Source organism: Burkholderia sp. BCC1047 (genome assembly GCF_902833155.1).
Classification (GTDB): Bacteria; Pseudomonadota; Gammaproteobacteria; order Burkholderiales; family Burkholderiaceae; genus Burkholderia; species Burkholderia sola.
Map to the genome: position 1 here is coordinate 25,498 of NZ_CADFEH010000052.1, position 11,555 is coordinate 37,052.

The 11,555-nt window shown below is 69.0% G+C and carries 11 protein-coding genes; 1 reads left to right on the forward strand and 10 read right to left on the reverse strand.

Annotation, left to right across the window (positions count from 1 at the left end; all coding sequences use genetic code 11):
- Positions 1 to 57: 57 nt before the first annotated feature.
- The 10 genes from HWX55_RS33615 to HWX55_RS33660 form a co-directional block, all read right to left on the reverse strand.
- Positions 58 to 1,185: a ParB/Srx family N-terminal domain-containing protein gene (locus tag HWX55_RS33615; protein ID WP_175978816.1), complete on the reverse strand. Its 1,128-nt coding sequence runs from the start codon at positions 1,183 to 1,185 to the stop codon at positions 58 to 60.
- A 151-nt stretch (positions 1,186 to 1,336) separates the two neighbouring features.
- Complete coding sequence (locus HWX55_RS33620; RefSeq protein ID WP_175978817.1) at positions 1,337 to 2,287, reverse strand: oxygenase MpaB family protein; 951 nt, start codon at positions 2,285 to 2,287, stop codon at positions 1,337 to 1,339.
- 24 nt (positions 2,288 to 2,311) lie between these two features.
- Positions 2,312 to 3,382, reverse strand: a complete 1,071-nt coding sequence (ruvB, locus tag HWX55_RS33625; RefSeq protein WP_124651604.1) for a Holliday junction branch migration DNA helicase RuvB — start codon at positions 3,380 to 3,382, stop codon at positions 2,312 to 2,314.
- A gap of 108 nt (positions 3,383 to 3,490) precedes the next feature.
- The gene (gene ruvA / locus HWX55_RS33630; protein ID WP_031402135.1) at positions 3,491 to 4,072 is read right to left on the reverse strand and encodes a Holliday junction branch migration protein RuvA; all 582 of its coding nucleotides are present in this window, start codon (positions 4,070 to 4,072) and stop codon (positions 3,491 to 3,493) included.
- Between the two features lie 183 nt (positions 4,073 to 4,255).
- Positions 4,256 to 4,798, reverse strand: coding sequence for a crossover junction endodeoxyribonuclease RuvC (gene ruvC / locus HWX55_RS33635; RefSeq protein ID WP_069616742.1), 543 nt, complete (start codon positions 4,796 to 4,798; stop codon positions 4,256 to 4,258).
- 154 nt (positions 4,799 to 4,952) lie between these two features.
- Positions 4,953 to 6,518 carry a bifunctional phosphoribosylaminoimidazolecarboxamide formyltransferase/IMP cyclohydrolase gene (gene purH / locus HWX55_RS33640; RefSeq protein ID WP_050013802.1) on the reverse strand — a complete coding sequence of 522 codons (1,566 nt, stop codon included), beginning with the start codon at positions 6,516 to 6,518 and terminating at the stop codon, positions 4,953 to 4,955.
- Positions 6,519 to 6,562: 44 nt separating this feature from the next.
- Complete coding sequence (locus tag HWX55_RS33645; protein ID WP_006476892.1) at positions 6,563 to 6,796, reverse strand: Fis family transcriptional regulator; 234 nt, start codon at positions 6,794 to 6,796, stop codon at positions 6,563 to 6,565.
- Positions 6,793 to 7,860: a tRNA dihydrouridine synthase DusB gene (gene dusB / locus HWX55_RS33650; protein WP_069616741.1), complete on the reverse strand. Its 1,068-nt coding sequence runs from the start codon at positions 7,858 to 7,860 to the stop codon at positions 6,793 to 6,795. Before dusB ends, HWX55_RS33645 begins: the two co-directional genes overlap by 4 nt.
- A gap of 137 nt (positions 7,861 to 7,997) precedes the next feature.
- Positions 7,998 to 9,185 carry a UbiH/UbiF/VisC/COQ6 family ubiquinone biosynthesis hydroxylase gene (locus HWX55_RS33655; RefSeq protein WP_175978818.1) on the reverse strand — a complete coding sequence of 396 codons (1,188 nt, stop codon included), beginning with the start codon at positions 9,183 to 9,185 and terminating at the stop codon, positions 7,998 to 8,000.
- Positions 9,186 to 9,222: 37 nt separating this feature from the next.
- Positions 9,223 to 10,608 (reverse strand): aminopeptidase P N-terminal domain-containing protein, encoded by a 1,386-nt coding sequence (locus tag HWX55_RS33660; RefSeq protein WP_124594287.1) that lies wholly within the window; start codon positions 10,606 to 10,608, stop codon positions 9,223 to 9,225.
- Between the two features lie 187 nt (positions 10,609 to 10,795).
- Here HWX55_RS33660 and HWX55_RS33665 point away from each other — a divergent pair, with 187 nt between their 5' ends.
- Positions 10,796 to 11,407 (forward strand): glutathione S-transferase N-terminal domain-containing protein, encoded by a 612-nt coding sequence (locus HWX55_RS33665; RefSeq protein WP_175978820.1) that lies wholly within the window; start codon positions 10,796 to 10,798, stop codon positions 11,405 to 11,407.
- Positions 11,408 to 11,555 lie beyond the last annotated feature (148 nt).

Here is an 11,555-nt window from a genome sequence, read left to right on the forward strand (position 1 = left end):
GCGGGCCCCGCCGTCCGGCACGGCCGGGCCGGGGTTCCCTTCCTTCCGGCGTGACGCTTACTGCGGCAGCCCGTGGCGCGTCTTGTAGTCGAGCGCGTACGCGATCTTGCCGGGCTTGTCGGCCGTGATCGGCTGGCGCAGCTTGTCGAATTCCCCCTTGCTGTATTTCTTCCCGCCGTTGATCGCATCGGCGCGCCCGAGGTCGGCGCCGGTCTTGCCGTCGATCACGGGGTCGGTGGCCGCGACCATCCGCGTCGACGCATTCCAGACCGCATTCAGGTAGCCCGTGTCGGCCTTCGCCGGATCGGGATCGGTCGCGCCGGGCCGCGTCAGGTCGTAGCCGGCCAGCGCGAACGTGCCCGGCTGCGCGCGCAGCCAGTCGGCCCAGTAGAACTCGAGGTAGTCGGTCGCCTGGGAGGGTTTGCTGTAGCCGATGTCGCGCGTGAAATAGACGAGCGAACGGTAGCGGTCGTTCGTCATCCCGAGTGTCAGGCCGAGGTGGGTCGGCAATTGCGCGGTCGTGATCGGCTTGCCGTCGCCGTTCTTCAGGCGCAGATAGCCGCGGCTTTGCATCTGCTGCCAGAACGCGTCGCCCGAGTAGTCGCTGAGGTTGTCCTTGACGACGACGTGCACGTGAAGCGCCGGGCCGCCGTCGGGCGTCTCGTAGTAAGTCGACAGCCCGTGGTGGCCGTCCGTCAGGTACAGCGCATCGCCGTTCGGGCCGATCACGACGGGGTTCAGCATCGAGCGGTCTCGAGCGTTCGCGTCGGTCGTCGTGCACGTGTAGCTGGCCGGCTCGCGCAGCGACGATCGGGCCGTGTAGCCGCTCGATGCGACGCCGCCGAGGCCTTCGTCCGCGCAGAAGTCGTCGAACTTCTTGTCGGGCTGCCGTTCGTAGCGGCCGAGCTTGTAGTAGATCTGGTCGTAGCCGATCGCTCCCTGCGTCGGATGGAGATCGCCGAGCGTCACGTCGATCAGGTCGCCGGCGCGGGCGGCTTTCCACTGGCCCGGTTGCGGCGGGGTGGTCGCGGGCGGCGTGGGGGCCGGTGCGGTCGTCGTGCCGCCGGACGGCGGTTGTGCGTCCATGCGCGCGACGGCGGCGACATCGTCGCCTCCGCACGCGGCGAGGGCGAAGACGGTGGACAGGCTGGCGGCAACGGCGAAACGGATCGGCAGGCGTGGCATCGCGGGCATCGGGCGTCGGTCGGGTGGGGGGCTTCGCGCGGGTCACTGGGCGTCGGTGACGAGCAGAACGTGCGACCGTGCGCGGGTGCAAGCCCGTCAGCTTGTCACAGCTATTTGACAGCAAATTGAAATGATCGGAAGAAACGGACCGTCAGGCAGGCGGGGTGCCATCGGACGGCGTGGCCGTCGCGCGGCGGCGCGCACGTTTTGACGCGCCGTTCACGAGCGCCCAGCGCAGCACGGGCGCGACCGCGCGTATGCCGGGCCGGACCAGCGCGCGCCGCAACGGCGCGAACGTCGACACGCCGAGCATGCGTTGCGCCCACGGCGGCAGCAGGTCGATTCCGGCATGCATCACCAGCGACGCGGCCGGCCGCAGCGCCGGCTTCGCGACCGGCACGTTCAGCAGGATGGACATCACGTCGAACGTACGCGGCCCGGCTTCGAGTTCGGGCAGCATGCGCACGAGATAGGCGGCGACCTCGGCGCGCGAACGCGGCACCTCGCGGGCGCCGAGCAACTCCGCGATCAGCGCCGTCTCCGCGTAATAGCGGTCCTGCAGTTCGCCCGACAGCGCCGGATTCACGTAACGCAGATGCGCGGCGAGGAAGCTCGACACTTCCGCGACATGCACCCAGGTCAGCAACGCGGGATCGTCGGCGCGGTACGGCCGGCCGTCCGGCGCGCTGCCCGAGACGCGCGCATGGATCGTTTTCACGCGCTCGATCAGCGCGAGCGCGTCCGCGCGGCTGCCGAACGTCGTCCCGGTGATGAACGTGGCGGTGCGCCGCAAGCGGCCGAAGATGTCGGTGCGGAACGACGAATGATCCCAGACGCCCGCGAGTGCGAGCGGGTGGAGCGCCTGCAGCAGTAGCGCGGCGATGCCGCCCGTCATCATCGACGTGAAATCGGCATGCACGCGCCAGCACACGGCGTCGGGGCCGAACAGCCCGGGGTCGCCCGGCGGCGAAGAGAGATCGATCGACGGGCCGCCGCCGCCGGCCGTCAGGTGCGTGATGCCGGCCACGAGCCGCTTGCGGATCGGCTCCGCCCAGCGCGGGCCCGGCACGGTCGTGGGGTGGCGGCTGGGCGGCGTCGTCATGGCGGGTGTGGCTCGGGCGACGGATTACTTCCCGTCCGGGGTATCCCACTCGTCGCGTTCGGTGCGGCGGGCATCGGGCACCGACAGCCCGAAGTGGCGATACGTGAGCAGCGTCGCGACGCGCCCGCGCGGCGTGCGCTGCAGGAAGCCCTGCTGGATCAGGTACGGTTCGAGCACGTCCTCGATCGTGTCGCGCTCCTCGCCGATCGCCGCCGCGAGGTTGTCGATGCCGACCGGGCCGCCGTCGAACTTGTACAGGATCGCTTCGAGCAGCTTGCGGTCCATCAGGTCGAAGCCGACCGGATCGACGTCGAGCATCGCGAGCGCGGCGTCGGCCACCGCCGCGGTGATCTGGCCGTCGGCCTTCACTTCCGCGAAATCGCGCACGCGGCGCAGCAGCCGGTTCGCGATCCGCGGCGTGCCGCGCGCGCGCTTCGCGATTTCCAGCGCGCCGTTCGGATCGATCTGCGCATTCAGCAGCGACGCCGAGCGCTGCACGATGCGCGACAGTTGACCGGCGTCGTAGAACTCGAGGCGCGCGACGATCCCGAAACGATCGCGCAGCGGGTTGGTCAGCATCCCGGCACGGGTGGTCGCGCCGACCAGCGTGAACGGCTGCAGGTCGAGCTTCACGCTGCGCGCGGCCGGGCCTTCGCCGATCATGATGTCGATCTGGTAATCCTCGAGCGCCGGATACAGGATTTCCTCGACGACCGGCGACAGCCGGTGGATCTCGTCGATGAACAGCACGTCGTTCGCTTCGAGGTTCGTCAGCAGCGCCGCGAGATCGCCCGCGCGCTCGAGCACGGGGCCCGACGTCTGGCGCAGGTTCACGCCCATCTCGCGCGCGATGATGTGGGCGAGCGTCGTCTTGCCGAGACCCGGCGGCCCGAACAGCAGCACGTGGTCGAGCGGCTCGGCGCGGCGCTTCGCGGCTTCGATGAAGATCTCGAGCTGGCCGCGCACCTTTTCCTGGCCGACGTAGTCGTCGAGCTGGCGCGGCCGCAGCGCACGTTCGAACACCTCCTCGTGCGACGAGGTGGGCGTGGCCGCGATGATCCGCTGCTCGGTGGCGAGTTTGTCGGTTTCAATCATGCGGCCATTGTACCGCGCGACGGCGCCCGGACCACCTGGCCGAACGGCCGACTGGCGCGTGCCGCGCGGCGGCGCGACACTGGCTTCGACGGCCGGATCGACTGCGCGTTACGCCTTCGACAGCGCCTTCAGCGCGAGCTTGATGCCTTCGGACACGCCGGTGCCGGCCGGCACGTTCTTGATTGCGGCCAGGCCTTCCTTTTCGGAGTAGCCGAGCGCGAGCAGCGCGTTGAGGATGTCGGTCGCATGGTCGGACGGCGACGCGGCGCCGGCGAGCGCGCCGAGGTCGGCGCCGAGCTTGCCCTTCAGTTCGAGCAACAGGCGCTCGGCCGTCTTCTTGCCGATGCCGGGCAGCCGCGTGAGGCGGGCGGCGTCCTGCATCGTCACGGCCTGCGCGAGCTCCTGCACGCTCATGCCGGACAGCACGGCGAGCGCCATGCGCGCGCCGATGCCGGTGATCTTCAGCAGCTCGCGGAAGGTCGTGCGCTCCTGCGGCGTCAGGAAGCCGTACAGCAGATGTGCGTCCTCGCGGACGATCTGCTGCGTGAGCAGCACGATGCGCTCCCCCGTTTGCGGCAGGTTGTAGAAGGTGCTCATCGGCACGTCGATTTCGTAGCCGACGCCGTTGCAGTCGACGAGCAGATGAGGCGGGTTCTTTTCGAGCAGGATGCCGGCGATGCGACCGATCATGGAGGACGGGATGCGAGGAAGAAAGCGCGAGTGTAGCGCACGCGCGGCGCAATGCCGATGGGCGCGGCCGTCAGGCCGAAGCGGCGCGTGTCGCGGGTGTGTCGGGCGTGGGTAGAACGGTGAAGGTGGTCAACGCAGCCAACGCAGTCGAGCCGACGTACGTGCCGCGGCGCACGGCCGACGTCAGCCGACCAGCCTGCCGCGCCGCACGCGCAGCCCTTTCTGCGCGAGCGCCGGCGCGAGGCCGCCGAGTGTGCTGAGCGTGTCGCCGCCATGCGCGTGGCAGATCGCCATGCCGAGCGCGTCGGCGGCGTCGGAGCCCGGCTGGCCGGACAGGTTGAGCAGCCGCGTGACCATTTCCTGCATCTGCGTCTTGGTCGCGCGGCCGTAGCCGACCACCGCCTGCTTGAGCTGCAGCGCCGTGTATTCGGCAACCGGCAGCCCGCCCGCGACGAGCCCGCAGATCGCGGCGCCGCGCGCCTGGCCGAGCAGCAGCGTCGACTGCGGGTTCACGTTGACGAACACCTTTTCGATCGCGGCCTGGTCGGGCGCGTGTTCGCGCACGATCGTCGAGACGCCCTGGAAGATCGTGCCGAGCCGGGTGGCCAGGTCGGCCGTTGGCGTGCGGATCACGCCGCTCGTGACATAGGCGAGCCGGTGGCCGCTGACGTCGATGACGCCGAAGCCGGTGACGCGCAGGCCGGGGTCGATGCCGAGAATTCGCATGAGTGAGGAGAGTGGCGTGATGCAGCGATACTACAACGAATGGTGCGGCAAGCCGGTCGCCCGGTCGCGCGCGACGGCGCCGCGCAATAAAAAACCCGGCGGGAGTGATGCCGCCGGGTTCTCGTGCAGCGGCCGCGCGGGCCGCATGCCGCGATCAGTGACGGAAGTGGCGCACGCCCGTCAGGACCATCGCGATGCCGTGCTCGTCGGCCGCCGCGATCACTTCGTCGTCGCGCATCGAGCCGCCCGGCTGGATCACGCAGGTCGCGCCGGCCGCCACGACGACGTCGAGGCCGTCACGGAACGGGAAGAACGCATCCGACGCGACGGCCGAACCGGCGAGCGTGAGGCCCGCATTCTGCGCCTTGATGCTCGCGATGCGCGCGGAATCGACGCGGCTCATCTGGCCGGCGCCGACGCCGAGCGTCATGCCGTTGCCGCAGAACACGATCGCGTTCGACTTCACGTACTTCGCGACGCGCCAGGCGAACAGCAGGTCGTCCATTTCCTTCGCGGTCGGCTGGCGCTTCGTGACGACGCGCAGCTCGCTCGGCTGCACGTTGCGCGAATCGAGCGACTGCACGAGCAGGCCGCCGCCGACGCGCTTCAGGTCGAATGCGTTATGGCCGTCGCCCAGTGCGATCTCGAGCAGGCGCACGTTCTGCTTCGCGGCGAACACCTGCTTCGCGGCGTCCGTGAACGACGGCGCGATCAGCACTTCGACGAACTGCTTCGCCACCGCTTGCGCGGCCGCTTCGTCGACTTCGCGGTTGAACGCGATGATGCCGCCGAACGCAGAGGTCGGATCGGTCTGGAACGCCTTCGCATACGCGTCGGCCGAGTCGTTGCCGACCGCGACGCCGCACGGGTTCGCATGCTTGATGATCACGCAGGCCGGCGCGTCGAACGTCTTCACGCATTCCCACGCCGCGTCCGAATCCGCGATGTTGTTGTACGACAGTTCCTTGCCCTGCAGCTGGCGGTAGTTCGCCAGCGCACCGGCCGGCGTCGCGAGGTCGCGGTAGAACGCCGCGCTCTGGTGCGGGTTCTCGCCGTAGCGCAGGTCCTGCACCTTGTCGAACGCCATGTTGAGCGTGGCCGGGTACGCGCTGCGCGATGCGTGCTGCAGCTCGTCGGTCAGGCTCGTCAGGTAGTTCGTGATCGCGCCGTCGTATTGCGCGGTGTGCGCGAACACCTTCGTCGCGAGACGGAAGTTGGTCGGGTAGCCGATGGTGTTACCGTTCGCCTTCATTTCATCGAGCACGACCGCGTAGTCGGCCGGGTCGACGACGACCGTCACGTCGCGGTGGTTCTTCGCGGCCGAGCGCAGCATCGTCGGGCCGCCGATGTCGATGTTCTCGATCGCGTCGGCGAGCGTGCAGTCGTCCTTCGCGATCGTCGCGACGAACGGATACAGGTTCACGACCAGCAGGTCGATCGTCGGGATGCCGTGCTGTTCCAGCGCCTGCATGTGCTCGGGCAGGTCGCGGCGGGCGAGGATGCCGCCGTGCACCTTCGGGTGCAGCGTCTTCACGCGCCCATCGAGCATTTCCGGGAAGCCGGTGTAATCGGCCACTTCGGTCACGGGCAGGCCGGCGTCGGCGAGGAGTTTCGCGGTGCCGCCCGTCGACAACAGCTTGACGCCGAGGTCGGACAGCGACTTCGCGAAGTCGACGATGCCGGTCTTGTCGGAAACGGAAATGAGCGCTTGCTTGATCATGATGGAACCACCAATAGCCAGGGAAACGGGGACGGGACGGCCGCCTACAGCAGGCCGTGCTGCTGCAGCTTCTTGCGCAGCGTATTGCGATTGATGCCGAGGTACTCGGCGGCGAGCGACTGGTTGCCGCCGGCCTGTACGAGCACGACCTCGAGCATCGGCTTTTCGACGCAGGACATCACCATTTCATAGACGTCGTGCGGATTGGAGCCGTCTAGATCCCGGAAGTACACGTCCAGGCTCTCGCGGACACATTGTTCGATGTTGTGCTTGCTCATGCTGCTAACTGGTTATGGTCGTCCGACTCGCCCTGGCTGTTTTCCGCATCGTCATCGACGTAGACGAGGTGGTCCGACAGCGCCTTTTGCGCCTCGAAGAATGCATTGACGGCGGCGAGCTGCTCGCGGGTGGAATCGAGCGTGTTCATTCGGTGCCGGAACCCGTTGGCACCGGAAAGGCCGCGAGTGTACCAGCCGATGTGCTTGCGCGCAGTACGGACCCCGGTGAATTCGCCATAGAAAGCGTAGTGGTCTTCCAGGTGTTCGTTCATCACGTGCTGGATCTCGTCGATCCGCGGCGGGGGCAGCAGCTCGCCGGTTTGCAGGAAATGATCGATTTCGCGGAACAGCCACGGCCGGCCTTGCGCGGCGCGACCGATCATCAGCGCGTCGGCGCCGGTTGCATCGAGCACGGCCTTCGCCTTGGCGGGCGACGTGATGTCGCCGTTCGCGACGACCGGAATGCGTACGGCCGCCTTCACGGCCGCGATGGTGTCGTATTCGGCGTCGCCGCGGTACAGGTCGGCGCGCGTGCGGCCGTGCACGGTGAGCATCGAGATGCCGGCCGCCTCGGCCAGGCGCGCGACCGTGATCGCGTTCTTGTGCTCGCGGTCCCAGCCGGTGCGGATCTTCAGCGTGACGGGCACCGCGTCGGGCCCGGTGCCCACCGCCGCGACGACGGCCTCGACGATCCGCTGCACGAGCGGTTCGTTCTGCAGCAGCGCGGAGCCGGCCGCGACGTTGCAGACCTTCTTCGCCGGGCAGCCCATGTTGATGTCGATGATCTGTGCGCCGTTGTCGACGTTGTAGCGGGCCGCTTCGGCCATCATCGCCGGATCGGCGCCGGCGATCTGCACCGCGATCGGCTCGACCTCGCCTTCGTGGTTCGCGCGCCGCATCGTCTTCGCGCTTTTCCACAGCTGCGCGTTGGACGCGACCATCTCGGACACGGCGTAACCGGCCCCCAGCCGTTTGCACAGCTGGCGGAACGGACGATCCGTCACCCCGGCCATCGGGGCGACGAACAGGTTGTTACGCAATACGTGAGGGCCGATAACGGGCATCGCAATGGCGCCGCCCGCGACACGCGCGGGCAGGGGAAGGGAAGACGGAAAACGGGCATTTTACCGTATTCCCATGCCCCGCCGATTTGACCCGGTTTGCCTGGATTGCCCGGAGAGGCTGTGCGGCGCGCCGCGCGTCAGTTGCGCTGGCCGAACATCATCTGGCGCGCGATCGCCTTCTTGAGCGGCGGCACGAATTCGAGCGCGGTGAGCGCCGCGCCGCGCAGCAGCGGAAGCGGGCCCGCGTCGATCGTAAACAGCCGCGCCAGCGTGTCGGTCGCGCCGATCGTGAAGCGCCGGTCGAGCGCGCGGCGCGCGTTGAAGGCCGCGAGCGCGGTCGCTTCGAAGCCTTGCGCGGACAGCGCGTCGACGAGCGTGTGCGCATCGCGCAGCCCGAGGTTCAGCCCCTGGCCCGCCACCGGGTGCAGCGTCTGCGCGGCATTGCCGACGACCGCGACGCGGCCGCTGACGAGCGTCTGCGCGGCGTTCAGGCCCAGCGGGAACGACGCGCGCCCGGCGATCGCGACGAATTCGCCCATGCGTTCGCCGAACACGCTGCCGAGCTCGCGCAGGAACGCGTCGTCGGGCAGCGCGGCACGTCGTGCGGCTTCGTCGGGCGTGCAGCACCACACGAGCGAATACTCGGCCTGGCGCGGCCCGCCGAGCGGCAGCAGCGCGAGCGGGCCTTCGTGCGTGAAGCGTTCCCACGCGACGTTCGGGCGCGGCGCCGAGACCGTGACCGTGCCGACGAGCGCGGTCTGTCCGTAGTCGCGGCGATGCTTGCCTGCGTCGGCCTGCTGTTCGTGGAACAGCCCGCCTTCGGCATTGATGACGAGGCGCGCGCGCAGCGGGCGCTCGCCTTGCGGGCCGTCGAGCGTCAGCGTGACGCCGTCGGCGTCCTGCTGCGGCGCGCGTGCGGTGGTCGACGTGAGCCAGTCGACGCGCGTGCCGCGCACGGCGCCCGCGAGCGCCTGCACGATCGAGCCGTAGCGCACGACGTAGCCGAGCGCGGCGAGCGCGTGTTCGTCGCGGTCGATCAGCGTGCGGCCGAAATGGCCGCGCTGCGATACGTGGATATGTTCGATCGGCGCGGCGTCGGCCGGCCACGCGAGCGTGTCGAGCAGCACGCGGCTGCCGTGCGACACGGCGATCGCGCGCGGGTCGTTTGCGCTCGCGGCCGGTTCGCGCGCATCGATCAGCGCGATCGATGCATGCTGCGTCGCGCTGCGGCGCGCGAGCCAGCCGGCGAGCGCGAGCCCGACGGGGCCCGCGCCGACGATGGCGAGGTCGTAATCCGGCGTGGCCGGCGAGGAAGCGGTCGTCATCTTGATTCGTGAAACGGAGGGAACGGTCGGCGGCCGGTCATGCGCCCGCGCGCATCAGCGCCTCGATCTCGTCGGCCGCGACCGGCACGCCGCGCGTGATCAGTTCGCAGCCGTGCTCGCGCACGATCGCGTCGTCCTCGATGCGGATGCCGATGTTCCAGTACTCGGGCGGCACGTCGTCGGCCGCGCGCACGTACAGGCCGGGCTCGACGGTCAGCGTCATGCCGGGCCTCAGCGTGCGCCACGGCAGCGCGCCGTTCGCGTCGCGTTCGGCGAGCCGCTCGCGGTAGTCGCCGCAGTCGTGCACGTCCATGCCGAGCCAGTGGCCGGTGCGGTGCATGTAGAAGCGCGTGTACGCGCGCTCGGCGATCACGTCGTCGACGCTCGAGAAGCGTGTTTTCGGGATGATGCCGGTGTCGAGCAGCCCTTGCGCGAGCACGCGTACGGCCGCGTCGTGCGGCGCCTCGAACGGCACGCCCGCGCGCGTCGCGTCGATCGCCGCCTGCTGCGCGGCGAGCACGATGTCGTACAGCGTGCGCTGCGCGGGCGAGAAGCGGCCGTTGGCCGGGAACGTGCGCGTGATGTCCGATGCATAGCCGTCGAGTTCGCACGCGGCGTCGATCAGGATCAGGTCGCCGTCCCGCGCTGCCGTGTTGCCGGCCGGGTAGTGCAGCACGCACGCATTCGCGCCGGCCGCGACGATCGACCCGTACGCGGGCGCCTGCGCGCCGTGCTTGCGGAACAGGTACAGCAGCTCGGCTTCGAGCTCGTATTCGCGGATGCCCGGGCGGCACACCTGCATCGCGCGGCGGTGCGCGAGCGCGGAGATGTGCGCGGCGCGCGTCATGATCGCGAGTTCGTGTTCGTCCTTCACGAGCCGCATGTCGTCGAGCAGCGGCGTGAGGTCGAGCAGCGCGTCCGGCGCGGCGACGCCCGTGCGCGCCTGCGCACGCACCGCGTCGATCCAGCCGGCGAGCTGGCGCTCGAACTCGGCCGACGCGCCGAACCGGTAGTGCACGGTGCCCGCGTCGGCGAGCAGGCGCGGCATTTCGGTGTCGATCACGTCGGTCGCGAACGCCGCATCGAAGCCGAACGCGTCGCGCGCGGCGTCGGGACCGTAGTGAAAGCCTTCCCAGGTCTCGCGGTCGACGTTCTTGGCGCGGCAGAACAGGATCGATTCCGGCGCGCCGTGCGGCGCGGCCGCGTTCAGCACGAGCACGGCATCCGGCTCGGTGAAGCCCGTCAGGTAATGGAAGTAGCTGTCGAACCGGTACGGGTAGGCCGTATCGCGGTTGCGCAGCATTTCCGGCGCGGTGGGGACGATGGCGACGCCGCCGCCCGCGGCACGCAGTGCGGCAAGCACGCGTTCACGGCGCTGGCGGTAGACGTCGACGGCGATGGCGGTATCGAGGGGCGCATTCATCGTGCGATTGTAGCGCCGCCGGGCGCCGCGCGTCAGGGCCGCGGCTGCAAGGCCCGCCCGGCGGGGCTCGGCGGCGGCTGTTGCAAACCTTCCACAGGCCGGCCCGGCGATTTTCTGCCCGGCCGCGCGGGCCGGTTATGATCGACGACAACGTATACTCTCGGCGGTTCCCTTAAAAAGGCAGATGATGAAATTAATCGGTTCGCTCAGCAGCCCGTACGTCCGAAAGGCGCGGATCGTGCTTGCTGAAAAGAAGATCGACTACAAGCTGGAGCTCGAGAACGTGTGGGCGCCGGACACGAGCATCCATGCATCGAACCCGCTCGGCAAGGTCCCGTGCCTGGTGATGGAGGATGGCGCCGCGGTGTTCGATTCCCGTGTGATCTGCGAATACGTCGATACGCTGTCGCCGGTCGGCAAGCTGATTCCGCCGTCGGGCCGCGAGCGCGTCGAAGTGCGCTGCTGGGAAGCGCTGGGCGACGGCGTCCTCGATGCAGCCATCGCGATCCGTCTCGAACACACGATGCGCGACGAAGCGCAGCGCAGCGCGAGCTGGATCGCGCGCCAGCAACGCAAGATCGACGACGCGCTCGTCGCGATGTCGCAGGGCCTGGGCGGCAAGACGTGGTGCGTCGGCAATCATTACACGCTCGCCGACATCGCCCTCGGCTGCGCGCTCGGCTATCTCGACTTCCGGATGCCCGAACTCAACTGGCGCGATCGCCACCCGAACCTCGACAAGCATTTCGTGAAGCTGCAGCAGCGACAGTCGTTCGTCGATACGCTGCCGCAGGGCTGAGCCGCGGCCCGGCCTTCACGCATTCGGCAGACGAAAGAAAAGCGCCCCGCGGTGAACTGACCCCACGAAGTTGGACGGTTGAAGACTAGGTGCCCAAGGGCTGAGTCCTGTATTGCACGGGACTCAGCCCTTTCAACTTGAGCTTAAT

Excerpts from the sequence above, each read along its gene's own strand:
- dusB (WP_069616741.1), bottom strand. The coding sequence starts at position 7,860 with ATGCCCGTTATCGGCCCTCACGTATTGCGTAACAACCTGTTCGTCGCC.
- HWX55_RS33660 (WP_124594287.1), bottom strand. The coding sequence starts at position 10,608 with ATGAATGCGCCCCTCGATACCGCCATCGCCGTCGACGTCTACCGCCAG.
- ruvB (WP_124651604.1), bottom strand. The coding sequence starts at position 3,382 with ATGATTGAAACCGACAAACTCGCCACCGAGCAGCGGATCATCGCGGCC.
- HWX55_RS33665 (WP_175978820.1), top strand. The coding sequence starts at position 10,796 with ATGAAATTAATCGGTTCGCTCAGCAGCCCGTACGTCCGAAAGGCGCGG.
- HWX55_RS33655 (WP_175978818.1), bottom strand. The coding sequence starts at position 9,185 with ATGACGACCGCTTCCTCGCCGGCCACGCCGGATTACGACCTCGCCATC.
- HWX55_RS33620 (WP_175978817.1), bottom strand. The coding sequence starts at position 2,287 with ATGACGACGCCGCCCAGCCGCCACCCCACGACCGTGCCGGGCCCGCGC.
- ruvC (WP_069616742.1), bottom strand. The coding sequence starts at position 4,798 with ATGCGAATTCTCGGCATCGACCCCGGCCTGCGCGTCACCGGCTTCGGC.
- HWX55_RS33645 (WP_006476892.1), bottom strand. The coding sequence starts at position 6,796 with ATGAGCAAGCACAACATCGAACAATGTGTCCGCGAGAGCCTGGACGTG.
- HWX55_RS33615 (WP_175978816.1), bottom strand. The coding sequence starts at position 1,185 with ATGCCACGCCTGCCGATCCGTTTCGCCGTTGCCGCCAGCCTGTCCACC.
- ruvA (WP_031402135.1), bottom strand. The coding sequence starts at position 4,072 with ATGATCGGTCGCATCGCCGGCATCCTGCTCGAAAAGAACCCGCCTCAT.
- purH (WP_050013802.1), bottom strand. The coding sequence starts at position 6,518 with ATGATCAAGCAAGCGCTCATTTCCGTTTCCGACAAGACCGGCATCGTC.